The 25,465-nt window shown below is 34.9% G+C and carries 22 protein-coding genes; 9 read left to right on the forward strand and 13 right to left on the reverse strand.

Annotated elements, in window-relative coordinates:
- Window positions 1-27 precede the first annotated feature (27 nt).
- Window positions 28-171 carry an rSAM-modified peptide gene (locus GR162_RS01315; protein ID WP_085949277.1) on the reverse strand — a complete coding sequence of 48 codons (144 nt, stop codon included), beginning with the start codon at window positions 169-171 and terminating at the stop codon, window positions 28-30.
- Window positions 172-213: 42 nt separating this feature from the next.
- Window positions 214-357 (reverse strand): rSAM-modified peptide, encoded by a 144-nt coding sequence (locus GR162_RS01320; protein WP_085949278.1) that lies wholly within the window; start codon window positions 355-357, stop codon window positions 214-216.
- Between the two features lie 569 nt (window positions 358-926).
- Between GR162_RS01320 and GR162_RS01325 the strand changes: the two genes are divergently transcribed.
- From GR162_RS01325 to GR162_RS01345, 5 genes are all read left to right on the forward strand, one after another.
- On the forward strand, window positions 927-2,483 hold the full coding sequence (locus tag GR162_RS01325) for a vitamin K epoxide reductase family protein (RefSeq protein WP_160780703.1): 1,557 nt from the start codon (window positions 927-929) through the stop codon (window positions 2,481-2,483).
- 63 nt (window positions 2,484-2,546) lie between these two features.
- The gene (locus tag GR162_RS01330) at window positions 2,547-2,729 is read left to right on the forward strand and encodes a hypothetical protein (protein ID WP_160780704.1); all 183 of its coding nucleotides are present in this window, start codon (window positions 2,547-2,549) and stop codon (window positions 2,727-2,729) included.
- Between the two features lie 224 nt (window positions 2,730-2,953).
- Entirely contained in the window at window positions 2,954-3,187 is a 234-nt protein-coding gene (locus tag GR162_RS01335) for a hypothetical protein (protein ID WP_160780705.1), read from the forward strand.
- Window positions 3,188-3,503: 316 nt separating this feature from the next.
- Entirely contained in the window at window positions 3,504-5,696 is a 2,193-nt protein-coding gene (locus tag GR162_RS01340) for a peptidase domain-containing ABC transporter (protein ID WP_160780706.1), read from the forward strand.
- Between the two features lie 2 nt (window positions 5,697-5,698).
- The gene (locus tag GR162_RS01345) at window positions 5,699-6,994 is read left to right on the forward strand and encodes an HlyD family secretion protein (RefSeq protein ID WP_160780707.1); all 1,296 of its coding nucleotides are present in this window, start codon (window positions 5,699-5,701) and stop codon (window positions 6,992-6,994) included.
- On the opposite strand, the gene GR162_RS01350 is transcribed toward GR162_RS01345, so the two are convergent.
- From GR162_RS01350 to GR162_RS01365, 4 genes are all read right to left on the reverse strand, one after another.
- Window positions 6,991-7,698 carry a tRNA1(Val) (adenine(37)-N6)-methyltransferase gene (locus GR162_RS01350; RefSeq protein WP_160780708.1) on the reverse strand — a complete coding sequence of 236 codons (708 nt, stop codon included), beginning with the start codon at window positions 7,696-7,698 and terminating at the stop codon, window positions 6,991-6,993. The genes GR162_RS01345 and GR162_RS01350 overlap by 4 nt on opposite strands.
- Before the next feature lie 131 nt (window positions 7,699-7,829).
- Window positions 7,830-8,180, reverse strand: coding sequence for a four helix bundle protein (locus GR162_RS01355; RefSeq protein ID WP_160780709.1), 351 nt, complete (start codon window positions 8,178-8,180; stop codon window positions 7,830-7,832).
- A gap of 230 nt (window positions 8,181-8,410) precedes the next feature.
- Entirely contained in the window at window positions 8,411-8,935 is a 525-nt protein-coding gene (gene rimM, locus GR162_RS01360) for a ribosome maturation factor RimM (RefSeq protein ID WP_119789002.1), read from the reverse strand.
- Between the two features lie 15 nt (window positions 8,936-8,950).
- Window positions 8,951-9,511, reverse strand: coding sequence for a 30S ribosomal protein S16 (locus GR162_RS01365; protein WP_160780710.1), 561 nt, complete (start codon window positions 9,509-9,511; stop codon window positions 8,951-8,953).
- A gap of 189 nt (window positions 9,512-9,700) precedes the next feature.
- On the opposite strand from GR162_RS01365, the gene GR162_RS01370 reads away from it, so the two are divergent.
- Window positions 9,701-10,195, forward strand: coding sequence for a DUF6252 family protein (locus GR162_RS01370; RefSeq protein WP_160780711.1), 495 nt, complete (start codon window positions 9,701-9,703; stop codon window positions 10,193-10,195).
- Between the two features lie 110 nt (window positions 10,196-10,305).
- On the forward strand, window positions 10,306-10,650 hold the full coding sequence (locus GR162_RS01375; protein ID WP_012023384.1) for an RNA-binding protein: 345 nt from the start codon (window positions 10,306-10,308) through the stop codon (window positions 10,648-10,650).
- 119 nt (window positions 10,651-10,769) lie between these two features.
- Here the strand turns inward: GR162_RS01375 and leuB are convergent, their stop codons facing one another.
- The 6 genes from leuB to GR162_RS01405 form a co-directional block, all read right to left on the reverse strand.
- Window positions 10,770-11,825: a 3-isopropylmalate dehydrogenase gene (leuB, locus tag GR162_RS01380; protein ID WP_119789004.1), complete on the reverse strand. Its 1,056-nt coding sequence runs from the start codon at window positions 11,823-11,825 to the stop codon at window positions 10,770-10,772.
- Between the two features lie 108 nt (window positions 11,826-11,933).
- The gene (locus GR162_RS01385; RefSeq protein ID WP_160780712.1) at window positions 11,934-13,454 is read right to left on the reverse strand and encodes an alpha-isopropylmalate synthase regulatory domain-containing protein; all 1,521 of its coding nucleotides are present in this window, start codon (window positions 13,452-13,454) and stop codon (window positions 11,934-11,936) included.
- A gap of 221 nt (window positions 13,455-13,675) precedes the next feature.
- A complete protein-coding gene (gene leuD / locus GR162_RS01390) occupies window positions 13,676-14,272 on the reverse strand; it encodes a 3-isopropylmalate dehydratase small subunit (RefSeq protein WP_160780713.1) in 597 nt (198 codons plus the stop codon).
- A 112-nt stretch (window positions 14,273-14,384) separates the two neighbouring features.
- Window positions 14,385-15,779: a 3-isopropylmalate dehydratase large subunit gene (gene leuC / locus GR162_RS01395; RefSeq protein ID WP_008466234.1), complete on the reverse strand. Its 1,395-nt coding sequence runs from the start codon at window positions 15,777-15,779 to the stop codon at window positions 14,385-14,387.
- A 516-nt stretch (window positions 15,780-16,295) separates the two neighbouring features.
- Window positions 16,296-17,216 carry an AraC family transcriptional regulator gene (locus tag GR162_RS01400; RefSeq protein ID WP_160780714.1) on the reverse strand — a complete coding sequence of 307 codons (921 nt, stop codon included), beginning with the start codon at window positions 17,214-17,216 and terminating at the stop codon, window positions 16,296-16,298.
- Window positions 17,217-17,295: 79 nt separating this feature from the next.
- A complete protein-coding gene (locus GR162_RS01405) occupies window positions 17,296-18,099 on the reverse strand; it encodes an SDR family oxidoreductase (RefSeq protein ID WP_160780715.1) in 804 nt (267 codons plus the stop codon).
- A gap of 487 nt (window positions 18,100-18,586) precedes the next feature.
- Between GR162_RS01405 and dnaE the strand changes: the two genes are divergently transcribed.
- Both dnaE and GR162_RS01415 read left to right on the forward strand, forming a co-directional pair.
- Window positions 18,587-23,122 (forward strand): DNA polymerase III subunit alpha, encoded by a 4,536-nt coding sequence (dnaE, locus tag GR162_RS01410; protein ID WP_160780716.1) that lies wholly within the window; start codon window positions 18,587-18,589, stop codon window positions 23,120-23,122.
- Between the two features lie 177 nt (window positions 23,123-23,299).
- Entirely contained in the window at window positions 23,300-24,271 is a 972-nt protein-coding gene (locus GR162_RS01415) for an outer membrane beta-barrel protein (protein WP_160780717.1), read from the forward strand.
- Window positions 24,272-24,383: 112 nt separating this feature from the next.
- Here the strand turns inward: GR162_RS01415 and GR162_RS01420 are convergent, their stop codons facing one another.
- A complete protein-coding gene (locus GR162_RS01420; RefSeq protein ID WP_091128636.1) occupies window positions 24,384-25,379 on the reverse strand; it encodes a Gfo/Idh/MocA family protein in 996 nt (331 codons plus the stop codon).
- Window positions 25,380-25,465 lie beyond the last annotated feature (86 nt).

Below are 25,465 nucleotides of genomic sequence, written 5' to 3' on the forward strand. Positions count from 1 at the left end.
ATTTACTTTTAAATGTTTTCGTTCTGTTTATGTACTTCCATTTCCACCATTTCCTTTACTTGGATATGGCTCAGGAAGCGGTTCTTCATCTCCCCCTTTAATTGTTTTTTGTTCTTTTTTAGAAATTGTATCTAGTAGAAAATCTTCGAATGTTAATTTGCTATTTTTCATGACTTGATTTTTTTGATTTACTTTTAAATGTTTTCGTTCTGTTTATGTACTTCCATTTCCACCATTTCCTTTACTTGGATATGGCTCAGGAAGCGGCTCTTCATCTCCTCCTTTAATTGTTTTCTGTTCTTTCTTAGAAATTGTATCTAGTAGAAAATCTTCGAATGTTAATTTTGACTTTTTCATGATATATTTTGTTTGAATTAATAAATTAGTACTATAAATCTTTCGTAATATTTTTAAACGATTTTTATGAGATCCCTAAATGCATTATTATAAATAGTTTATTAGGGATTTTTTAGGCTTAAAAGCAGTGAGAAAAAGAGCTTTGTAAGTGGGTTAATTTTGTCGGAAAATGTACTGCTTAGATCAATTTTTGGAAATGCTTTTTTTATCTTTTAGAAACTTAAATTGACTCTTTAGTCTTTTTTTCAAACCCAATTCGTGTGATTTTTTTTAAAAAAAACATCTATTTTTATGAGTCTATTTTTCATGTTTTTTAATGTTTAGATTATTGCTTATCCAAAACTAGATAAAAAGCAAAGCCGTTAATCGAAAATAGGCTTTCTAAGCTTTTTATTGAAAAAACAAACTTCTAAGTAATTGTTAATCAGTATATTGTAAAGGTTGCTATACTTGGTATAATTTATAAATTGTATGTGGTATAATTAATAAAATGTATGTGTTTATGCGATTTTTATCAATAAAATCCCCAATCTTTGCAGTGTAAAATGATTTAAAAACGATCAAAAGCGATGTTAAAACTTGTCCAAAAATTTCTGCAAATCAACCGCTACTCAGATATCAAAAATGAGTTTAAGGATCTGTTTTTGTCTCACCCAAATTATCCGAGTTTGTTTGCCATTACAGACTCGTTTGATTTGCTTTCTGTAGAGAATGCTGCTGTAAGAGTTTCTAAAGAACAGATTGAAGATTTACCATCAAACTTTTTAGCATATTTTAAAGATGAATTGACGCTTGTTGAAAAGATTAAAAGTGGTGTTAGAATCACTACATCAAAAAAAGGAAGCCAAAAATTATCTTATGATAAATTCCTTTTAGATTGGAATGGAGTAATTGTGGCCATTGAACCAAACAATGTTGTGGCAAGAGATAATTTAAAAATAGAATACAACTGGTTAAAATATTTTCTGCCTCTTGCACTTGTAGCAGGATTATCTTTATACTATAACCATTTTGATTGGTTTAGCGCTTCGTTTTTGATAACATCGGTTTTAGGTTTAATTGTAAGTATATTTATCGTGCAAGAGAGATGGGGAGTTAAAAACACAGTAATTTCAAAATTCTGTAATTTAAGTTCCAATTCTTCTTGTCACTCTGTAATAAGCTTCAATGATGATATTGCAAATAAATGGTTGAGTTTTTCAGATTTGCCATTGCTTTTCTTTAGCTCAAGTATTATAGCCATATTGGTTCAGCCTTTAAGTTCAGCGGTTTTTGTTGGATTCTTGAGTTTATTGGCTATTCCAATAATAGTTTGCTCGATCTGGATTCAGAAATTTGAGATTCAAAAATGGTGCATCATGTGTTTGGCAATATCATTTTTAATATTGGCGCAAAGCATTGTTTGGTTCTCGTCAGATCTTTTTACCTTAAGTTTCAGCTTTAATGAAATTTTTCCTTATGTATTCTCTTTATTGCTTTTAATACCAATCTGGGCGGCAGTTAAAGTGATGATTAGAAAAATGCTTGATAATGAAAATTCGCTCAAAGAACTTAAGAAATTTAAAAGAAACTATTCGTTATTGAATTTCTTATCTAAAAAAGTAAAATACAACAAAGGGTTTGAAGACTTAAGAGGTTTGACATTCGGAAATAGAAATGCGGGAGTTAGACTTTCTGTAATTCTTAGTCCAAGCTGCGGACACTGTTATAAAACTTTTCAAGAAGCTTTTGAATTGGTATTGAAGTTTCCAGATAAAATATTTTTGAACATTCTTTTTAATATTAATCCAGAAAATAATGACAATCCTTACAAAGCAATTGTCGAAAGGCTTTTGACTATTAACAGAACAACACCTGGAAAAACAGTTGAAGCGATTTCAGATTGGTATATTAAAAGAATGCCACACAAAAAGTGGTTAAAAAAATGGAATGTTGATTCTGTTAGCATGATGATAAATCAAGAAATTCAGAAACAATATGATTGGTGCTCGATGAACAATTTTAATTATACACCTATTAAAATTGTAAACGAAAGGTTATTTCCGAATGAATATGAATTGAACGAATTGAAATATTTCTTAAATGATTATGTAGATGAAGTTCAAGTGTTAGAAAAAATAGCCTAAGAAAACAGAAATTTCGACTGTTAAAATAGAAATTAGTTAACCCCAACTTAAAAACCTGCAGTGATGTTAAAAAACATTTTGAAATTGAAAGGCGCGGTAGAATTGACTGCAAATGAGATGAAAACAATGAATGGAGATCACGCTCCGATTTGTGAAGATGGATTTAAAGCTAAAAGATGTACAGAATTTGGAGCTGTTCCGGCGTACTGGAACTGTATACCAGATAGTTATGTTGGAGGCTGTTAAGAAGATTTTTAAGCATCAAGTTATTTATTACAGATTTGAGGCTTAAACCAAAAAATGTAAATAGCCAGTTATGTTAGAAAAGATTTTGAAAAGCAAAGAAACAAGAAAGCTGACAAAAAAAGAACAGAAAAACATTTTGGAAAGCGAGTATCTGCAAGAACTCAATTGCCATGATTCTGCTGTTGAGAAATATTCTGCTTGCTAATTTTTAATATTAAAAAGCAATGGAAATAATGCCGTTGCTAGATAAAAAAACGGTATTAATTATGATAAAGAAGATTTTAAACCTAGAGGGTGCTCAGTGCATTAATAAAGCCGAACAGAAAACCATGAAAGGAGGAATTCCAGAGTGCTGGGTTTATGCTTTAGAGGCAGGATGTTTTTTAATACCATCAGGCGAAACTTGTCCGCTAAATACATCATCAGGTATTTGTGATACAAGTCGTCTTTGTTGTTGATTTTTAACTTTTTTAAAAGTAATACGATATAGCCTTATTTAGAATTTAGTCATGTTTTTTTTGAATGTATAGGCGCTCAATCGTGGAACATTGAGCATATTCTCAGTATTGATGATTGGTGCTGAGATTCTTAGGAGTTGGCCGCAAGGTTGTTTTTATTTGGTTAGGGTAACCAGCGGCCATGTCCTAAAGAAATTGTGTTGCTAAAAATTTGTTTTTAAATACTGAAACAGAGAAGATTTAGGTCTTCTCTGTTTTTTTTATGGATTAACAAGAAATTTTTTTCTTAATTTGGTCTAGAATAAATCATAATAAATTGAAAAAATTTGCTCATTATACGCAGGCAGATAATAAAGATTGCGGACCGACATGTTTAAAAATTATTGCTAAATATTACGGTAAAACAATCAATATTCAGGAGTTGAGAGATATTAGCGAAACAACTCGTGAAGGAAGCAATTTGCTTTTTTTAAGTGATGCTGCCGAAAAAATAGGATTTAGAACTTTAGGAGTAAAACTCTCTGTAAAAAGAATCGAAGAAGCTCCGCTGCCATGTATTTTGCATTGGAACGATAATCACTATGTCGTACTTTATAAAATAAAAAAAGGGAAGTATTATATATCAGATCCAGCTTTTGGTCTTTTAGAATACACTAAAGATGAATTTGTAAAGTTTTGGATAGGTAACAATGCTGATGATCAAACAAAGGAAGGAATTGCATTATTGATTGAAGCAACTCCAAAATTTTTTCAATCTAATTTTGATAAAGAAGAAAATTCAGGATTAGGATTCAAATTCCTTTCCCAATATCTCTTTCAATACAAATCATTTCTTATTCAGCTTGCTATTGGGCTTTTTGCGGGTAGTTTATTACAATTGATATTTCCATTTTTAACCCAAAGCATTGTCGATGTCGGAATTCAGAATCAGAATATTCATTTCATTTACCTAATTCTATTTGCACAGCTGTTTCTTTTTGCTGGGAGAACAGGTTTAGAACTTATAAGAAGCTGGATACTGCTTCACCTCTCCACTCGCATCAATATTTCATTAATTTCTGATTTCTTTATTAAGTTAATGAATCTTCCGATTTCTTTTTTTGATGTAAGGATGACTGGTGATATCATGCAGCGAATTAATGATCATCGTAGAATCGAAAAAATACTTACAACATCCTCTTTAAATGTGCTATTTTCTGTTATTAATATGTTTGTATTGGGAGCAGTTCTGGCTTATTTTAATCTAAAGATATTTTTGGTGTTTTTTGTCGGTAGCCTCCTTTATTTTGGATGGATAAGCATGTTTTTAAAACGAAGAGAAGTTTTGGATTACAAGCGTTTTGCTGAAGTTTCTGTTGAGCAGAGCAAAGTAATGGAGCTGATAAACGGAATGCAAGAAATTAAGCTTCATAATGCAGAAAAACAGAAACGCTGGGGTTGGGAATATGTTCAGGCAAGATTGTTTAGAGTTTCGATAAAAGGTCTGGTTTTAGAGCAGTCGCAAAGCATTGGCTCATCGGTAATAAATGAATTAAAAAATATTTTCATTACTTTTTTATCAGCAAAATTAGTTATCGATGGTTCTATAACGCTAGGGATGATGTTGGCCATTAATTCGATTGTAGGCAGTTTAAATGGGCCAATTACACAGCTGATCCAATTTGTGAGAGAGCTTCAGGATGCTAAAATTTCATTGGCAAGATTATCTGAAATTCACGAAAAAGAAGATGAAACACAAGAAGAGGAACATCAGTCTATAGATGTGCCGTATGATTCAGATATCGAACTAAAAAATGTTTCGTATAGGTATTTAGGTTCAGACATTCCTGTTTTAGATAACTTAAGTTTAAAGATTCCAGCTAATAAGGTGACAGCAATAGTGGGAGTAAGCGGAAGTGGAAAAACAACTTTGATGAAGCTGCTGCTAAAGTTTTATAATCCAGACAAAGGTGAAGTCAGTATTGGAAGTGCTCAATTGAAAAATATTTCACAGAAAGCATGGAGATCTAATATTGGAGCGGTTATGCAAGAGGGGTATATTTTCACTGATACAATTGCAAATAATATTGCAGTTGGGGCTGATAGAATCGACAAAGAACGATTGCTTTATGCATCTGATGTAGCGAATATTACACAATATGTAAGCGAACTCCCATTGGGCTATAACACCAAAATTGGTGCAGAAGGATTAGGAATGAGCACTGGGCAGAAACAGAGATTGCTGATTGCCAGAGCAGTATATAAAAATCCTGAAATTTTATTTTTCGATGAAGCAACTTCAGCCCTTGACGCCAACAATGAAAAAGAGATTATGCAGAAGCTTGGTATTTTCTTTAAGAACAAAACAGTTATTGTAATTGCGCATCGACTAAGCACAGTCATGAATGCAGACCAGATCGTAGTTCTGGATAAAGGTAAAATTATTGAAATAGGAAATCATACCACGTTGGTTGAACAAAGAGGAAATTATTTTGAATTGGTTAAAAATCAATTACAGTTAGGAAATTAGTCATGGCAGAAAATAACAATACATTTGAATTAAGAAGTGAAGAGGTTCAGGATATCCTGACCAAAGTGCCGCATTGGATGATACGATGGGGAACCGTTTTGATATTTGCCATTATTATTATGCTGTTTTTTGTTTCTTGGTTTGTGAAGTATCCAGATGCCGTAAAAACAGAAATTGTAATTACAACTAATATTCCGCCAGAAAAAATAGTATCCAAGTCTTCTGGGCGAATTGAAGCGATTTTAGTAAAAGATAAAACAGAGGTAAATAAAAATAGTACGTTGGCCATTATTGAAAATACGGCAAATTATAAAGATGTTTTTCTGCTGAAAAAGATTGTGGACAGTTATGATATAAGCAGCTCAAAAACAGAGTTCCCTTTTGAACTGCTGCAAAAAAAACAGCTCGGCGAAATAGAAAGCGCTTTTGCGGTTTTTCAGAAAGATTATCAGGCTCAGGAACTAAATAAAGACCTTCATCCTTATCAGGTGGAAAGCAGGGCACAGCAGTCTGAGAAAATCCAGATAACCCAAAGAATAGAAATTCTGCAGCAGCAGAAAACAATTAACGAACATGAGCTGGAACTTCAAAAAAATGAAGTGGCACGCTTTGAGACTTTATTTAATAAAGGAATTATTTCTGCCCAGGAAATGGAAGCTAAAAAACTAAGTTTTCTTCAGGCGCAGAAGAATTATAGAAGCCTATTGTCGTCAATTTCCCAATTAAGGTCTTCTTTGATTGATAATACAAAATCAAGTCAGAATTCGCAGATAAACAGCACTAGAGAAGAAGTGAATCTTGGGCGTAATGTGTCGCAGTCGTTTTATCAGCTGAAAAAAGTGATAAGAGACTGGGAGTTGGCTTATGCTTTAAAATCTTCTATTAGTGGTAAAGTGACTTTTCTGCAGGTATGGAATGAAAATCAGACCATAAATGTTGGAGATAATGTGTTTTCTATAATCCCGGATGCTAAGAACAGTTTCATAGGAAAGGTAAAAGCGCCAGCTTTAAATTCAGGAAAAATCAAAGTGGGGCAGCGTGTCAATATCCGTCTGGCCAATTACCCAGATAGGGAGTTCGGCGTTCTGAAAGGCCAAATCAAAAATATTTCATTGGTACCCGACAAGGACGGCAATCTTCTTATAGACGTTGCGCTTCCAAACGGATTAAAAACATCATATAATAAACAAATTACGTTTCAGCAGGAAATGAAAGGAAGCGCAGAAATTGTAACCGAAGATTTGAGATTGATTGAAAGGATTCTGTATCAGTTCAAAAGTATATTTGAACAGGTTTAAAATTTAAGATAAAAATCTTTAGTCAGTTCAATATATTCAGGAGTGTAAATATGACGATCGATTTCAATCACTAATTCGTCTGTTTCGATTTCAGAAACTTCATTTCGGCTAAAAGCCAATAAGCTGCGTTTAATTTCAGATTTTGGATTTCCTTTTACTCGAGTAATTTTTAGAGGATATAATTCAGCTTCTTTTGCCAGAGCAATAAATTTTTCTTCTTCTTTGAAAGGAAGAATTAAAGCAAATATTCCGTTTTCTGATAGCAGTAAATCTGCAGCTTCGACTAATTCTTCAAAAGGCATCGCATCTTGAAAACGAGCTAAATCACGTTGTTCGCTTTCTGTTTTATAGTTCTCAGCATAAAAAGGAGGATTCGAAACGATTAAATCATATTCATCTTCTGGTTCATCAATAAATTCGTCTAAACCAGCATGAAAACAAAATAAACGATCGCCCCAAGGAGAAGCTTCAAAATTTTCTACGGCCTGTTCATAAGCGTCTTCATCAATTTCAAGAGCATCAATTTGTTCTGCATTGCATCTTTGCGCAAGCATCAAAGCAATAATTCCAGTTCCAGCACCTATATCCAAAATGCTAAAAGGATTATGGCGAATTGGAGTCCAAGAACCCAATAAAACGCCATCGGTGCCGACTTTCATTGCGGTTTTGTCCTGTTTTACAGAAAATTGCTTAAACTTAAACATAGATAGAAAATTCCAATTTTTTTAAATTCCAAATTCCAATCTTAGAGAAGAAATTCCAAAAATGAAAATTCCAAATTCCAATTGAAGAGGATAATTTTATTTGAATGGCAAAAGTAAGGTTAAATATTAATTTACTGCTTAGAAGTTTTAGTAATTATGGCAGAAAGAATTTTTCGTAACTCTTCAATTTCGAATAATAAAGATTCAGAAAGTGAGTTTTGATCAGGATTTAGATCATTTAATAGTTGAAGCCAAAATTTAGATTCCTTAGCTTCTTTTCGAGCTATTTTAAGTCTGAAAATTAAATCTTTGTCGCCTAATTTTTCATTTGCTTCAATATAATTAGCGCCAATTGAACCAGAGGATCTTATAAGTTGTTTCCCATCTTCAATGTTTGAAGTGTTTTTTGGTAAATTGCGAATATAGATTCTACATTCTTTTGCAAACAAAAAGGTTCTTTCTTCTAAATTGTATGGTTTCATTTAGTTAAATTCCAATATTAAAAATTCCAAATTCCAATTTTTTAAAGTGTGAATATATAAAGAAACAATTAAATAATAAGTTTTTTCTTTCAAAAAAATAAGACATTCATATTTGAAATTTAAAAAATTGAAAATTCAACTCCATTAAAGCTTGGAATTTGGAATTTTAAAAATTAGAATTTACCATTTCCAGTTTTGGAATTTGGGATTTTAAAAAATTGGAATTTAACCTAAAGGTACATCTCAATAAGACCTTCAGGAAGATCCATGATCACTTTTTTGTTCTCACGATCGATTTTTACAAGAAATTGATCAATCATAGGAACTAAGATTTCGACTTCGCCATTTAAGACTTCAAAAAGAGGCTGTGCAGTTGAGTCATTTATAGAGGTTATTTTTCCGAAAACGCCTAAACGTTTGTCTTCGATTTCGAAACCTATAACTTCGTGGAAGTAAAATTTGTTGCCAGTAAGTTTTGGCAACATGGTTAATGGAAGATAAATGGGACTACCGACTAGGGCATCTGCATCTTCTTCAGTATTTACATCTTCAAAACGAACTCTCAGAAAGTCGTTTTTGTGCATTGAGCTAGATTCAATAAAAAAAGGAACCAAGTGTTTGTTGTTTTCAACAAACACTGATTCCAGATTTTCGTATAACTCAGGTTCATCTGTGTCTAAATAGACTAAGACTTCCCCCTTGAAACTAAATTTTTTAGCGATTTTACCTAAATAAAAACAATCTTCTTTACGCATTATCGCTAAGTAAAATTATGCTTCAGTTGTTTCGTTATTCTCTTCAGCAGCAGGAGCTTCTTCAGTAGTTTCAGCAACTTCTTCTGTAGCCTCAGCAGCTTGTGCAGCAGCGGCAGCTTCAGCTTGTGCAGCAGCAGCATCAGCAACACGTTTAGCGTTAACTTCTTGCTCAGCTTTTAAAGCTTTTGCTTTAGCATCAGCTTTTGCTTTAGATAAACCATCTTTTTTAGCATCAACTTTACCAGCTTTTGCTTCTAACCAAGCAGTTAATTTAGCATCTGCTTGCTCTTGTGTTAAAGCACCTTTGCGAACTCCTCCATCAAGGTGGTGTTTCAATAAAGCACCTTTGTAAGAAAGGATAGCTCTAGCAGTATCAGTTGGTTGAGCACCATTGTGTAACCATTTAACTGCGCTGTCAAGGTTTAACTCAACAGTTGCTGGGTTTGTATTTGGATTGTAAGTACCGATTTTCTCTAAGTATCTACCATCTCTTTTTGAGCGTGCATCTGCAGCTACTACCCAGTAAAAAGGTTTTCCTTTTTTACCGTGTCTTTGTAATCTAATTTTTACTGACATAATCTAGTGATTAAATTTTGAGGTACTCGACCTCTGTTAATTAAGGGCGCAAAGATATAATTTTTTTATGAAAAATGCGTTTTAAAAAAGATTAAATCTATCTGAGTTGTTTTTTTAGCATTTTTTTGACTTTTTAAATTAAGTATTTAGCTCTTAATGGGATACTTTTGCATCAAATTCATTTTAAATATGAAAAAATACTTTTACTTTTTATCACTTTTACTTCTGCTTGTATCTTGTACAGAGGATATAAGATTTAATAATCCAGCCTTTCAGACCTTAAAAGATAATGCTTTTTGGAGAGCCCAAGTTTATGAAGCTGGAATCGAAACGAATGATTTTTTTGTTATTGAAGGGGCTTTGGGCTACGAGCAAATCAAACTTCAACTTCCTGAACCAGATAAGAAAACATATATTTTAGGTATAAATGATGATGTAAAAGCCATTTATAAGGATACGTATAAGGGACAAGAAGCTGAATTTAGCACTGGAACAGGCAAAGGAACAGGAGAGATTACCGTTACAGAATACAATACCGTTGATAATACTATTTCAGGAACGTTTAAATTTACAGCGGTTAATAGTGATCAAAATGCTGAAAAACAAACTATGCATTTTTCGGAAGGTGTTTTTTATAAAATTCCAGTGACACAGGGGCCTAACTTTGTTCCAGTCAACAATTAATTTCCTAATTTGAGCCTGATCAAATCAGAATAAAAACTTAAATAAATCCATAACATAGTAGATTAGATATAAATAAGACTACATTTGCTTCTTATTATAAATAAATATCTATGAATATTTTCGTTGGGAGCCTTCCATTCAGTATTGAGGAAGCAGATTTAAGAGAGTCTTTTGAGGCTTATGGAACAGTTGACTCTGTTAAAATTATTACTGATAAATTTACTGGAAGAAGTAAAGGCTTTGGTTTTGTTGAAATGCCAAATGATAGTGAAGCACAGAAAGCTATCGATGAATTGAACGGTGCTGTTGTTTCAGGCCGTACAATCGTTGTAAATAAGTCTGAGCCAAAACCAGAGGGCGAAAGAAGAAGTTTTAATAACAACCGCGGAGGAAACGATCGTGGTGGTTACGGAAACAACCGTGGTGGAGATCGCGGAAACAGAAGAGAATATTAATGTTTTTTTTCTAAAATATAAAAGGGATAAACTTATGTTTATCCCTTTTTTGTTGCTTTTGTTTCAAGTTTCAAGTTGGAAAAACCTGAAACTTGAAACAAATAAAAGCTGAAACAAAATTATACATTCGCAGCTAACCAGTCACCAACTTCTTTAGTGCCGTATGCTTTACCTCCGTTAGCTAAATCTTCAGTAACTACTCCAGCTTCTAAAGCTTTGTTTACAGCATCTCTGATTGCTTTTCCTTCTTCCATCAATCCGAAGTTTTCGAACATCATAGCAGCAGATAAAATAGTAGCCATTGGGTTTGCAATGTTTAATCCTGTCGCTTGTGGGTAAGAACCGTGAATAGGTTCAAATAAAGAGACTTCAGCTCCCATAGATGCAGAAGGCATTAATCCCATTGAGCCAGAAATTACAGAAGCTTCATCTGTTAAGATATCTCCAAATAAGTTTTCAGTAATCAATACATCATAAGAATTTGGCCATTGAACCAAACGCATAGCGACAGCATCAACAAATTCGTAGCTCACTTCAACCTCTGGATAGTCTTTTTCCATCGCTTGAACTGTTTCTCTCCATAAACGTGAAGTTTCCAAAACGTTTGCTTTGTCAACGCAGCATAATTTTTTAGAACGTGTCATAGCCAATTCGAAACCTTTTTTAGCTAAACGCTGTACTTCGGCTCTAGTGTAAACACAGTTGTCATAAGCTGTATCTCCGTTATCTTTTCTTCCTTTTTCACCGAAATAAATTCCGCCAGTTAATTCTCTTAAGAAAACCAAATCAGTTCCTTCGATTCTTTCTCTTTTTAGCGGCGATTTATCTAATAATGATGGGAATGTAAAAGTTGGTCTTACGTTTGCGAACAAACCTAATGCTTTACGCATTTTTAGCAAACCTTGCTCTGGACGTACTGGCGCAGAAGGGTCGTTATCGTATTTTGGGTGGCCAATCGCTCCAAAAAGAACGGCATCAGCATTTTTACAAACTTCGTGAGTTGCATCTGGGTAAGGTTCTCCTACTGCATCAATAGCTGCAGCTCCAGTTAAAGCTGGTTTCCAAGTAATTTCATGTCCAAATTTTTTCGCAACAGCATCAGATACTTTTACTGCTTCATTGATTACTTCTGGTCCGATTCCGTCTCCGGCTAAAAGGGCTATGTTTAATTTCATTCTATATGTGTTATTAAGGTTCAAAGTGGCAAAGTTGCAAAGGTTCAAAGTTTTAAAAGCAGGTATAGACCTTTGTCGCTTTGTCACTTTGAACCTTTGTAACTGTAATTAAGTTATAATGTTAAGCATTTTCTGTGTCGCAATAATCGCTGCAACAGTTTGATCTGAATCTAATCCGCGGGTTTTGAATTCTTTTCCGTTGTTGACCCATGTGATAATGGTTTCGCACAACGCATCAGAACTACTTCCTGGTGGGATTCTCACGGCATAATCAATCAATTTAGGAAGCGTAAGTTTTTTGCTTTTGTAAATTTTCGATAAAGCATTCATAAAAGCATCAAACTGACCGTCTCCCTGAGCGTTTTCTTCGATTATTTCTCCGTTTAAATTTAAAGATAAAGTCGTCGATGGGCGCATTCCTTTAGAATGAACCAGCATATAAGAGTTTATTGTAATTTTTTCTTCGTAAGTGTGACTGTCCAAAACATCTGAAATAATGTAGGGAAGATCTTCTTTTGTTACGGTTTCTTTTTTGTCGCCCAGTTCAATAATTCTTTGGGTAACCAGTTTCAAATCTTCGTTGTTAAGTTTTAAACCTAACTCCTGAAGATTCTTTTCGATATTGGCTTTTCCTGAAGTTTTTCCGAGAGCATATTTACGTTTTCTTCCAAAACGTTCTGGAAGTAAATCATTGAAATAAAGATTGTTTTTGTTGTCTCCATCGGCGTGGATTCCAGCAGTTTGCGTAAAAACATTATCGCCTACAATTGGCTTGTTGGCAGGAATTCTATAACCTGTAAAAGTTTCAACCAGTTTACTTACAGAGTACAACGAAGTTTCCTTAATGCCAATATTTACTTCTGGCATATAATCATTGATAACCGCAACTGTACTTTCAAGAGGTGCGTTTCCGGCGCGTTCTCCCATTCCGTTTACCGTTACGTGAAGTCCGTTGATTCCTGCTTTTATCGCTTCCATAACATTGGCAACGCTTAAATCGTAATCGTTATGAGCGTGAAAATCAAAATTAATGTTTGGATATTTCGCTCTGATTTTTGAAATAAATTCAAAAGTTAGAGAAGGAATTAAAACGCCTAAAGTATCAGGAAGCAGAACTCTTTTAATTGGCTGAGTTGCTAAGAAATCCAAGAATTGAAAAACATAGTCTGGCGAATTTCGCATTCCGTTGCTCCAGTCTTCCAGATAAACATTGGTTTCAATGTTGTTTTCTTTCGCTAAAGCAATGATTTGGGCGATTTCTGAAAAATGTTGTTCTGGTGTCTTTTTCAATTGATGCGTTAAGTGATTCATTGAGCCTTTGGTCAACAAATTCTGCACTTTAGCGCCTGCTTTTTTCATCCAATCAATTGAAACGCCTCCGTCAACAAACGTTAAAACTTCAATTCTGTTGATGTATCCTTTTTCTTCAGCCCATGAAGTAATGCCTTTTACAGCCTGAAATTCTCCTTCGCTCACGCGTGCAGAAGCAATTTCTATTCTATCAATATTTAATTCCTCCAACAACAATTGCGCAATGGTCAGTTTTTCTGCAGCAGAAAATGATACTCCTGAGGTTTGCTCACCATCACGAAGTGTCGTATCCATTATTTCAATTTTTCTTTTTTCCATATTGATATTCTATAATTCTGATGTGATTTGACGCAGATTTTACGGATTTGCTATCGCAAAGACGCAGATTTACGCGGATTTTTACTTTAACAAAAAAAAAATAAAATCCGTTTTTTTCCGCGTCTTCGCAAAGCGAATCAGTTTCATCCGCGTTCTATATTCTAGAAAGACCCGAGAGGTTTTGAAGCCTGTCGGGTCTAATAGATTGAATGATATTTCTATTAGTACGGAAGTTTATCAGCGAAAGCTTTAATATCTTCCTTCATGTTTTGTAAATAATCAATATCGTCGAAACCATTAATAAGATTGTTCTTTTTGTAACCATTAATAGCAAAAGACTCTTGCTCACCAGTTGACAATAAAGTAATCGTTTGGTTTGGAAGGTTGATTTCTAATTCTGTTTTTGGATCAGCTTCGATAGCTTTGAAAATGTTTTCCAAAAACTCAGGGCTAATTTGAACTGGCAGTACACCAATATTCAAACAGTTTCCTTTGAAGATATCTGCAAAGAAAGATGAAACGACAGCACGGAATCCGTAATCGTAAACTGCCCAAGCAGCATGTTCTCTAGAAGATCCAGAACCGAAGTTTTTTCCTCCAACAAGAATTTTCCCGCTGTAAGTTGGATTGTTTAAAACGAAATCTGCTTTTGGAGTATCATCTCCGTTGTATCTCCAGTCTCTAAAAAGATTGTCTCCAAAGCCTTCACGTTTTGTAGCTTTTAAGAAACGAGCTGGAATGATTTGATCAGTATCTACGTTCTCAATTGGCAACGGAACTCCGCTGCTTGTAAGTATATTAAATTTATCGTATGCCATTTTAATTTTAGATTTTGGATTTTAGATTTTAGATTTCTTAAAATGAGAATCTATAATAAATCTAAAAGCAATTTTATTGAATTTTTGAAATTGTTATTGCAATTGTCATTGACTAGAACAGTTCTCTCGGATCTGTCAATTTTCCTGTAACAGCAGCTGCAGCAGCCATAATTGGACTAGCAAGAAGTGTTCTTGAACCAGGACCTTGACGACCTTCAAAGTTTCTGTTTGAAGTACTTACTGCATATTTTCCAGCAGGAACTTTATCATCGTTCATTGCTAAACAGGCAGAACATCCAGGTTGACGTAATACGAAACCAGCTTCAGTCAAAATATCTAAAATTCCTTCTTCTTTAATTTGCGCTTCCACAACGTGAGAACCCGGAACTAACCAAGCCGTAACATTATCTGCTTTTTTTCTTCCTTTCACAATTTCAGCAAAAGCTCTAAAATCTTCAATACGTCCGTTTGTACAGCTTCCTAAGAAAACATAATCGATTTGTTTTCCAATCATTACATCATCTTCATTGAAGCCCATGTAAGCTAAAGATTTTTTGTAAGTTTCCTCGCCGCCTTCAACTTCTTTTGCGCTTGGGATATGTTTTGTGATACCAATTCCCATTCCAGGGTTTGTACCATAAGTAATCATTGGTTCGATGTCTTCCGCTTTGATATTTAATTCGGCATCAAATACAGCATCTGGATCTGTTTTTAAAGTTTTCCAGTATTCAACAGCTTTTGTCCAAGCTTCACCTTTTGGAGCGTATAATCTTCCTTCAAGGAAATCGAAAGTTGTTTGGTCAGGAGCAATCATTCCTCCACGAGCACCCATTTCGATACTTAAGTTACAAACTGTCATACGGCCTTCCATGGTCATGTTTTCGAAAACATCACCAGCGTACTCCACAAAATAACCTGTTCCTCCAGAAGTAGTTAATTTAGAGATTATATAAAGCGCAACGTCTTTTGGTCCAACACCTTTACTAAGTTGTCCGTTTACGTTGATACGCATTTTCTTTGGTTTAGGCTGCATAATACATTGAGTAGAAAGCACCATTTCAACCTCAGATGTTCCGATACCGAAAGCGATAGCTCCAAAAGCACCGTGAGTAGACGTATGCGAATCTCCACATACAATAGTAGCACCTGGCAAAGTAATTCCATTTTCAGGACCAACTACGTGTACAATTCCATTTTTTTGGTGGCCTAATCCCCAGTGAGAAATTCCGTATTCAGCGGCATTGTCTTCAAGAGCTTTCAATTGGTTTGCAGAAAGCGGATCTTGAACTGGTAAATGTTGGTTTATGGTTGGTGTATTGTGGTCAGCAGTTGCAAAAGTACGTTCTGGGTATAAAACGTTAACGCCTCTTGATTTTAATCCTAAAAAAGCAACAGGACTCGTAACTTCATGAATGAAATGGCGGTCAATAAAAAACACATCTGGCCCATCTTCAATTTTACGCACAACATGTGAATCCCATACTTTGTCAAATAATGTCTTACTCATTTTTTATTTTTTTAAATTGTAATTTCTATAACCACAGCAATTTCCTGTTCATTATAATAGCAAAACAAAAGTAAAAAAAGATAAAAAAGCGTCAATTTCGATATTTCATTATATACGATACCCAAACTAATTTACAAATTGCCAAATGGCTTTTGCAACTAAAATTTGACAGAAAAATGATAAAGAAACTGATTTAGATTTTCTTTTTCGGCTTTAATTTTTCTTGTTTGTTTTATGTTTTAATAGTTTGCAAATTTATCTCAAAATCAATATAAAATATAAGAATTTGATTGAAAAAATCTAACAAATTACATAAAAATAGTAATAATTGTTAGTTTTAAAAACTTTACTTAAAGAGCGCTTTTTGAGTTTTTTAAAGCTTTGAAAGGCGTTTTTTGGACATTATTTAGATTCAATAAAACATCAAAAACTACGACATCCAAGAAGTGTATTTTTATGAAATTTTATGTTTTTTTGAAGCAAAAACTGATTTTTTTAAAGTAGTATTTCTGAAAGTTAATTCAGTGAATTTTTAAATTCTAATGGAGTAAGACTGGTTTTCTTTTTGAATAATTTGCTGAACGATTGCGGATATTCAAAACCTAATTGATAGGCAATTTCTGCTACAGAAAGATTTGTCGTAATCAGAAAATCTTTTGATTTTTCAATTAATTTCGAATGAATATGTTGTTGTGCGTTTAACCCAGTCAAATTGCGAAGCATGTCGCTTAAATAGTGGCTTGAAACATTAATCTGCGAAGCCAGAAATTCGACAGTAGGCAGTCCCCTTTTTAAGGTTTCAGCATTGCTGATGTAGTTGTCCAGCGTTTCTTCGACTTTTAATAATAAATCGTGACTGACAGTTTTTCGAGTAATAAACTGGCGTTTGTAAAAACGATTACTGTAATTCAGCAAAACATCAATATAAGAGACAATTACATCCTGACTTATTTCGTCAATTGCGGTATTGAGTTCGTTGTCGATACTTTGCAATAATCCGATAATTATTGTTTTTTCACTATCAGAAAGATGCAGCGCTTCATTGGTGTCATAAGAAAAGAAGCCATATTTTTTGATGCTTTTTCCCAAAGGATAATTTCGAATAAAATCGGGATGAAATAAAAGCGTATAACCGCCATATTCAACGCCTTCTTCATTTTCAGTAAAAATCAGCTGAGTTGGAGAAGCAAACATGAGTCCGCCTTCGTTGAAATCATAATAGCCTTGGCCGTAGCCCATTTTTCCTTTGGTAGAAAACTTGTAGGATATCTTATAAAAATCGAGCAAAAAGGCGTGATTCGCTAAATCTTCATTGATGACCAATTGTGTATTATCGACCAAACTGACCATCGGATGAAGGGGTTTTGGCAGTCTAAGCAAGTCATGAAACTGCGATATAGAAGAGATTTTTGCCGGATTATGAGTTTTCTTTTCCATGATATAAAAGTAAGAAAATTTGAAAGACTAAAAAACCGCTCTGTTTCTAATAACTAGAGCGGTATCAGTCTGAAATAAATTATTCTCCAAAGAATTGTTTGCCAAATTCAGAACGAAAAACTTCGTCGCCTACTTCTAGTCTGTGTTTGTAAAATGCTTTTGCATCTTCACCGGCAATATATCTTAATTGATTTTTTCCGTCAGTGGCAGCTTCGTAAACAACATCGGCAATTTGTTCTGGAGTTGATGCCATTTCAAACATGGTGTCAACACTAGCAAACATTTTATCTACCATTGTCTGATATTCAGGTTTGGCACCAGTATCTAATGAACCATGAAGAAATTCAGTTTTGATACCGCCAGGAGAAACCGTTTTAATATGTATTCCAAACGGATTCAATTCATAAGCCATACTTTCGCTCCAGCCTTCTAATCCCCATTTTGTAGCATGATAGATTGAGCTTAAAGGAAAAGCGATTAATCCACCAATAGAAGTTGTAGAGATAAACAAACCGCTTTTTCTTTCTCTGAAGTACGGAATAAAAGCATTTGTAACGCGAATTACTCCCAACAAATTAGTGTTTAGCTGTTTTGTAATTTGATCATCCGTAAGGCTTTCCAAAGGGCCTATTAATCCATAACCAGCATTGTTAAAAACAATATCGATATCGCTAATTTCTAGAGCTTTTTGAACTGTGTTTTGAATTTGATCAAAATTCGTAACATCTAAAGGTAAAAGCGTTACGTTTGGTAATTGAGAAAGTTCGGTTTCTTTTTCAGGAGTTCTCATGGTTGCGATTACGTTCCATCCTTTTTCGTGGAATAATTTTGCTGTCGCTTTTCCTAAACCTGATGATGCTCCTGTGATAAAAATTGTTTTCATGATTTTTATTTTTTAATTGTTGTAATTTGATGAAGCAAAGTTCAGGATACACTGCAATTTAAAAGTGTTCATTTTGGTGCAATGAGTATCCAAAATGAATATTGAAGTTTTTTGGATTAAAAAACTTTGAGTGTAATTGTTTTAAACACATAGAAACATAGTTTTCTTTGTCGACAAAGGCGTTTCACTCATTTTAAATACATCCCGATAGCTATCGGGAATATGTGTGAAAATCTAGATTTTCTAAAATCTCTTTTTACAAAACTAAAATCTATGTTTATGTGTTTAATTTTTTAAGAATGGCAATCTGCGAGTTTTAATTAACGTTTTTGTTAACAACTTTCGCTTCTTTATTTCTGTAAAAAAAGCGTAAATTTGAATTCCTCCTATTTTTCATTTCGCATTTCGATATGTTTCATGTTGTCAATGTTTTACAATGTGAAAGATATGAAATTTGGAGCTTTAAAACTTGACTTTTTATAATTCTATGTATTTAATATTCGATACCGAAACGACCGGATTACCAAAACGCTGGGACGCCCCGATTACCGATTCTGACAACTGGCCTCGCTGTATACAAATCGCGTGGCAGCTTCATGATGAAATGGGACAGCTTGTCGAACATCAGGATTATTTGGTAAAACCCGAAGGATTTAACATTCCGTATGATGCTGAACGTATCCACGGAATCTCGACTGAATTGGCTGAAGCCGACGGAATCACTTTGGCCGAAGTTTTAGAGAAATTCAATATTGCTTTAAGTAAAACCAAATTCATCGTTGGGCAGAATTTAGGTTTCGACGTGAATATTATGGGTGCAGAATTCCATAGAATGGGAGTAGATTCTACTATGGCTTCGATCCCTGTTTTGGATACTTGTACCGAAGTTACCGCTTCATTGTTACAGCTTCCAGGAGGTCGTGGAGGAAAATTCAAACTTCCAACTTTGACCGAATTGCATGAATATTTATTCAATGTTCCTTTCGCGGAAGCGCACAACGCAACTGCCGACGTTGAGGCAACTACACGTTGTTTCCTGGAATTGGTTAGAAGAGAAGTGTTTACAAAAGAAGAGCTTGACGTTCCGAAAGAATACTTCAAAGATTTTCAGGAAAGAAATCCAGAGCCGTTTAAGCTTATTGGTTTAAAACACATCAATTTAAAAGCTGCCTCTGATAAAATCAGAGAACAGCTTAAAGCTTTAGCTGGAGAAGGGCAGCAAAATGTTGTTTCAGAAGAAGACAAAGCCGATTTTAAAGCGGCAAAATTTGCGCATTTACATAATCATACACAGTTTTCGGTACTTCAATCGACTATCGGAATTGGAAATATTGTGGCTGCGACAGCCAAAAACGGAATGCCAGCCGTGGCAATGACAGATACTGGAAACATGATGGGAGCTTTCCATTTTGTGAGTGCTGTTATGAACCATAACAAAGGTGCTTCTGCAAAAAACAAAGCTTTGGTTGAAGCGGGAGAAGAACCAACGGAAACCGAAATTAAACCAATCGTTGGCTGCGAATTTAATATTTGCGACAACCATTTAGATAAAAGCAAAAAAGACAATGGTTACCAAGTTGTTTTATTGGCTAAAAATAAAGCCGGATATCACAATTTGGCAAAAATGGCTTCGATTGCCTATACAGACGGTTTTTATTATGTTCCAAGAATTGACCGCACAATTGTGGAGCAATATAAAGGCGATATCATGGTTTTGTCCGGGAATTTGTATGGAGAAATTCCGAGTAAAATCTTGAACATTGGTGAAAACCAAGCCGAAGAAGCTTTGATTTGGTGGAAAGAACAATTTGGCGAAGATTTCTATTTAGAAGTGATGCGACACAATCAGGAAGATGAAAATCGTGTCAATAAGACCCTAATTGAGTTTTCGAAAAAACACAATGTCAAATTAATTGCGACAAATAATACGTATTATTTAAATAAAGAAGATGCCAATGCTCACGACATTTTACTTTGCGTAAAAGACGGTGAAAAACAGGCAACACCTATTGGACGTGGCCGTGGTTATCGCTACGGACTTCCAAATCAGGAATATTATTTCAAGTCGCAAGACGAGATGAAAAAGCTCTTTGCCGATTTGCCAGAAGCCATTATTAATATTCAGGAAATTGTAGATAAAGTAGAAGGGTATTCGCTTTATCGAGATGTCTTGCTTCCTAAATTCGAAATTCCACTGGAATTTGTTGATCCTGAAGATGAAAAGGACAATGGCGTACGTGGGGAAAATGCTTATTTGCGTCATCTTACCATGGAAGGTGCCAAAAGAAGATATGGTGAAATTACCGAATCGATTCAGGAACGTTTGGATTTTGAGTTGATGACAATTTCGAACTCTGGTTATCCTGGGTATTTCTTGATTGTACAGGATTTCATCGCTGAGGCAAGAAAAATGGACGTTTCGGTAGGGCCTGGACGTGGTTCTGCAGCGGGATCTGCGGTTGCTTACTGTCTCGGAATTACCAATATCGACCCAATTAAATACGATTTGCTTTTTGAGCGTTTCCTAAATCCTGACCGTGTATCGATGCCCGATATTGATATCGACTTTGATGACGAGGGTCGTGGACGTGTAATGGAATACGTAATCAACAAATACGGTCAAAAACAGGTGGCGCAGATTATCACGTATGGTAAAATGGCGACCAAATCGGCAATTCGTGATACGGCTCGTGTATTGGATTTGCCATTATTCGAAGCTGATAGAATTGCGAAACTGATTCCTGGAATGATGCCGTCAAAATGGAATTTGGCGCGTTTTATTTCGGAAAGTGAAGAGGAAGTAAAAAAAGCACTTCGTTCTGACGAATTTGACAATGTAAAAGAATTAATCGCCATTGCCAATGAAGATGATTTGGCAGGAGAAACCATTCAGCAGGCAAAAATTCTGGAAGGTTCGATGCGTAATACAGGTATTCACGCCTGTGGGGTAATCATTACGCCCTCGGATATTACGAATTATGTTCCTGTAACGACTGCGAAAGACTCGGATTTATATGTAACGCAGTTTGACAACTCGGTGGCAGAAAGTGCCGGACTGCTGAAAATGGACTTCTTGGGTCTGAAGACCCTTACCTTGATAAAAGATACCGTAAAACTGGTAAAATATAGAACAGGAATTGAGCTGAATCCAGATACTTTCCCAATCGATGATGAAGAAACGTATGCGCTTTTCCAAAGAGGTGAAACTGTTGGAATCTTCCAATACGAGTCGCCAGGGATGCAGAAATACATGAAAGACCTGAAGCCAACGGTTTTTGGAGATTTAATTGCTATGAACGCCTTATATCGTCCAGGACCTTTGGAGTATATCCCGTCTTTCGTTCGAAGAAAAAATGGCGATGAAGAAATCAAATACGATTTAGATGCCTGTGCGGAATATTTATCTGAAACGTACGGAATTACCGTTTACCAAGAGCAGGTAATGCTTTTGTCTCAGTCTTTGGCAGGATTTACAAAGGGTGAAGCCGACGTCTTGCGTAAAGCGATGGGTAAGAAACAAAAAGACGTACTAGACAAAATGAAGCCAAAATTCGTTGAACAAGCGGCAGCAAAAGGTCACGATGCCAAAATTCTGGAGAAAATCTGGAAAGACTGGGAAGCCTTTGCGAGTTACGCCTTCAACAAATCGCACTCGACTTGTTATGCTTGGATTGCGTATCAAACGGCTTATTTGAAAGCACATTATCCGGCAGAATATATGGCAGCGGTGCTTTCCAATAACATGAATGATATCAAACAGGTTTCGTTCTTTATGGAAGAATGCAAGCGTATGGGATTACAGGTTTTGGGACCTTGCGTAAATGAATCGTACTATAAATTTACGGTAAATGATGACTATGCTGTTCGTTTCGGAATGGGGGCTATTAAAGGCGTGGGAGCAGGAGCTGTAGAAACGATCGTAGAAAACAGAAAAGATGGGAGATATAAATCGATTTTTGATTTAGCGAAGCGAATTGATCTGCGTGCAGCCAACAAAAAAGCGATTGAGAATTTAGCTTTAGCAGGTGGTTTTGATTCATTTGAAGGAACTACCAGAGCGCAGTATTTCCATGATGATGGTGACGGAATAACTTTCTACGAAAAAGCAATGCGCTACGGATCTAAGTTTCAGGAAAACGAAAATTCATCTCAGGTAAGTTTGTTTGGAGAAACCAGCGAAGTGCAAATCGCAGAGCCTGTTGTGCCACCTTGCGAAGACTGGAGTACAATGGAAAAATTGGCTAAAGAAAAAGAAGTTGTCGGAATCTATATTTCTGGACATCCGCTTGATGATTTTAGATTCGAAATGAAATATTTCTGTAATGCCCGTTTAGAAGCATTAAAAAGCATGAACGAGTATGTGGGGAAAAATCTAATGTTTGCTGGAATTATTAATAACGTCCAACATCGTGTGGCTAAAAACGGAAAAGGTTGGGCGGCTTTCAACTTAGAAGGTTATGATGAGAGTTATGAGTTTAAGATTTTTGGAGAAGAATATTTGAAATTCCGCCATTTCTTAATTCAGAACAATTTTGCTTTTATAAAAATATTGATTAAAGATGGATGGGTAAATCACGATACTGGTAAAAAATCGGATCCTAGAATGCAGTTTGTGGAGATTCGCCAATTGCAGGATATTTTGGAAGCTTTCGCTAAAAAACTAATTGTACTATTGAATATCAAAGATCTGCATCCGGAGTTTATTCATAAATTAAGTCATTTGTTTGCTGAAAATAAAGGAGAGAATTCAGTGACTTTTGAAATTATGGAATTAGAAAAAATAAAGCGTCTAGTTGAGGTAGAAACGCCGACCGATTTTGAAGCCGATGATGCCGTTTTTGAAGATGAGAATGAAAATGAAGATGCGGCACTCGAAATTACAAAAGTGCAAGAGGTAAATGAAGTTGAAGAAATAAAAGTAGTAACCAAATTAACGATGCCGAGCCGCCGTGTGAAGGTTAGAATTTCAACTGAATTATTGCAGGAACTGGAGAAAATGCAGATTAATTTTAAATTGAACTAAAAAATTAACAGTTAAAATTTAAACAGATGTTAGTTTTTTGTGTTAAAAATATGCACGCATAATACTTTTTTAGTAATATTGCGCCAAATTACAACGTTTTCGTTCCAAGTCTAACTTTACAAACTGTACGAATGTGTTAAAATATTCTATGTTTGTACTAATCAATAAATCAAAATTATGAAAAAGAACCTATTTTTATTAGGATTATTAGTTTGCTCAATGGCGACAGTGGCGCAGACAGAAAAAGCAGAAAAACCAGAAAGCTGGTATTTTAAATTAGGAGGATCATATTTCAACCAAACTGCTTCAACTGAGTTTCCAGAAGTAGGAGGACAGGCACCAAACAGAGATATTTATTCAGGTACTTTAACTAACAATAAATTAGTTTCAAGAGAAAGTATAACAGGTTCTTTTGGACAAGGTTTCAGAAGTGGTATTACTGCAGGTTACCGTTTTTCTACTCGTTTAGGAGTCGAAATGTCTGCAAACTATTATATTAGTAATAGTAAGACTATGGCACAAACAACAGATAGACTTTATGGATACGATCCAGCTACTACTGCTGCTACATACATAAGTTTTACAGCTGAGGGACAAATCAAAGCATTTGATTTAGCGCCTTCTATTGTAATGTTTTTAGGTGATGCGCATGGTTTTGAACCATATACTAAAGTTGGAGTTATTGTGCCAATTCATGGGACATTAGATATTAAAACAGATAGAGAGCTTTTAACTTATGTTGGTGCTAATCAAGTAGCTAAAAACAATATCTATTCTAAAGACGTAGTGAAACCAAATCCAACAATTGGATTTATGGCTGCTTTAGGTACATCTTATAAGTTAGGAAAACATATTTCTGCGTTTGCGGAATTAGAATACCGTAACTTTACTGTACACGGAAAGACTAAAGAAACTACAGAATATACAGTAAATGGACAAGATGCATTAGCAACTAGAAATACATCACAGAGATATACAAACTATCACAAGAAATTGGATGTAAATTCTAACAATCCATTATTTAATCCAAACACTGCTACATCAGATGCATCAGATACAACTAGACCAAATGATAAAATGGACGAATTAAGTTCATATGTTGGTATTTCTGGTTTAGGATTAACATTAGGAGTAAAATACAGCCTATAATTTTTCCAATTTTTTTATAGTTTATAGTTTACAAAAAGAGGATATTCGAAAGAATATCCTCTTTTTTATGCTCATTTTTTGTCATTTCGATTTCTATGACAAGCAGTGCGAACTATTTCGAATTCTCTCTAAACTCCTTCAAAACCTGATCAATAACCCAAGTGGTTCTTGCGCCAGAAGTTCCTTTAGATGGAGAAGCGCCTTCATTCCCTAATAATTCAGCAATAACAGTTTCAATAAATGGCTGCTGAATGTGAAGTGGGTTTTCTATAGTGATACTTTCTTTTTCTCCATTTGCATATTGAATATGAAGCGGATCGTTTCCGAAAGTAGAGAATGAAATTTTCCCTTTGTCACCCACAATTTCAGTATTGTCGTAACGTTCAAAACTCGCGAAATTCCAAATGCCAGATCCGTGAATTCCATTTTCAAATAAAAATGACATCGAAACCGCATCTTCGGCAGGATAAGCCAGTAACTGAGAAGTCGCATGTCCGCGAACTGATTTTATCGGACCTAAAACAAAATCAAGAAAATCTAAAGTATGACAAGCCAAATCAACAAAGATTCCGCCACCAGAAATATGCGGTAAAACGGTCCAAGGAAGATTGATTTCGTCATCATAACGTGCTTCAAAAGGATGGTATAAAACACAATTGACGTGTCTGATAGTTCCTAATTTTCCCTGATCGATAATTTCTTTTATTTTTAAAAATCGCGGTAAAGCTCTTCTGTAATAAGCAACAAATAAAGGGACATTGTGTTCTTTACAAGCGCTGATCATTTCGTTACATTCCTCAAAAGTCAAAGCCATTGGTTTTTCAACGTAAACAGGTTTTCCTGCTTTGGCACATAAAAGGGTATATTCTTTATGAGAAGAAGGAGGAGTGGCAATATAAACGGCATCAACTTCTGGATCATTTATTAAATCTTCAGCATTTGAATACCATTTCGGAACATTATGGCGTTTAGCATAATCTTCAGCAAGAGCCGCATCTCTTCGCATAACCGCAACTAAAGCTGAGTTTGGAGCTTTCTGAAAAGCAGGTCCACTTTTTACTTCAGTTACGTTTCCGCAGCCAATAATTCCCCATTTTATAATTTCCATTGTGTAAGTTTTAGGTTTCTCAAATTTAGTGTAAAAAGGTTTATTTAAAAAAGTTAGCCACGAATTCACGAATTATTTCACGCAGA

The sequence above is a fragment of the Flavobacterium sp. HBTb2-11-1 genome (genome assembly GCF_009826975.1).
GTDB lineage: Bacteria > Bacteroidota > Bacteroidia > Flavobacteriales > Flavobacteriaceae > Flavobacterium.

Excerpts from the sequence above, each read along its gene's own strand:
- GR162_RS01315 (WP_085949277.1), bottom strand. The coding sequence starts at position 171 with ATGAAAAATAGCAAATTAACATTCGAAGATTTTCTACTAGATACAATT.
- GR162_RS01320 (WP_085949278.1), bottom strand. The coding sequence starts at position 357 with ATGAAAAAGTCAAAATTAACATTCGAAGATTTTCTACTAGATACAATT.
- GR162_RS01325 (WP_160780703.1), top strand. The coding sequence starts at position 927 with ATGTTAAAACTTGTCCAAAAATTTCTGCAAATCAACCGCTACTCAGAT.
- GR162_RS01330 (WP_160780704.1), top strand. The coding sequence starts at position 2,547 with ATGTTAAAAAACATTTTGAAATTGAAAGGCGCGGTAGAATTGACTGCA.
- GR162_RS01335 (WP_160780705.1), top strand. The coding sequence starts at position 2,954 with ATGGAAATAATGCCGTTGCTAGATAAAAAAACGGTATTAATTATGATA.
- GR162_RS01345 (WP_160780707.1), top strand. The coding sequence starts at position 5,699 with ATGGCAGAAAATAACAATACATTTGAATTAAGAAGTGAAGAGGTTCAG.
- GR162_RS01350 (WP_160780708.1), bottom strand. The coding sequence starts at position 7,698 with ATGTTTAAGTTTAAGCAATTTTCTGTAAAACAGGACAAAACCGCAATG.
- GR162_RS01355 (WP_160780709.1), bottom strand. The coding sequence starts at position 8,180 with ATGAAACCATACAATTTAGAAGAAAGAACCTTTTTGTTTGCAAAAGAA.
- rimM (WP_119789002.1), bottom strand. The coding sequence starts at position 8,935 with ATGCGTAAAGAAGATTGTTTTTATTTAGGTAAAATCGCTAAAAAATTT.
- GR162_RS01365 (WP_160780710.1), bottom strand. The coding sequence starts at position 9,511 with ATGTCAGTAAAAATTAGATTACAAAGACACGGTAAAAAAGGAAAACCT.
- GR162_RS01370 (WP_160780711.1), top strand. The coding sequence starts at position 9,701 with ATGAAAAAATACTTTTACTTTTTATCACTTTTACTTCTGCTTGTATCT.
- GR162_RS01375 (WP_012023384.1), top strand. The coding sequence starts at position 10,306 with ATGAATATTTTCGTTGGGAGCCTTCCATTCAGTATTGAGGAAGCAGAT.
- leuB (WP_119789004.1), bottom strand. The coding sequence starts at position 11,825 with ATGAAATTAAACATAGCCCTTTTAGCCGGAGACGGAATCGGACCAGAA.
- GR162_RS01385 (WP_160780712.1), bottom strand. The coding sequence starts at position 13,454 with ATGGAAAAAAGAAAAATTGAAATAATGGATACGACACTTCGTGATGGT.
- leuD (WP_160780713.1), bottom strand. The coding sequence starts at position 14,272 with ATGGCATACGATAAATTTAATATACTTACAAGCAGCGGAGTTCCGTTG.
- leuC (WP_008466234.1), bottom strand. The coding sequence starts at position 15,779 with ATGAGTAAGACATTATTTGACAAAGTATGGGATTCACATGTTGTGCGT.
- GR162_RS01400 (WP_160780714.1), bottom strand. The coding sequence starts at position 17,216 with ATGGAAAAGAAAACTCATAATCCGGCAAAAATCTCTTCTATATCGCAG.
- GR162_RS01405 (WP_160780715.1), bottom strand. The coding sequence starts at position 18,099 with ATGAAAACAATTTTTATCACAGGAGCATCATCAGGTTTAGGAAAAGCG.
- dnaE (WP_160780716.1), top strand. The coding sequence starts at position 18,587 with ATGTATTTAATATTCGATACCGAAACGACCGGATTACCAAAACGCTGG.
- GR162_RS01415 (WP_160780717.1), top strand. The coding sequence starts at position 23,300 with ATGAAAAAGAACCTATTTTTATTAGGATTATTAGTTTGCTCAATGGCG.
- GR162_RS01420 (WP_091128636.1), bottom strand. The coding sequence starts at position 25,379 with ATGGAAATTATAAAATGGGGAATTATTGGCTGCGGAAACGTAACTGAA.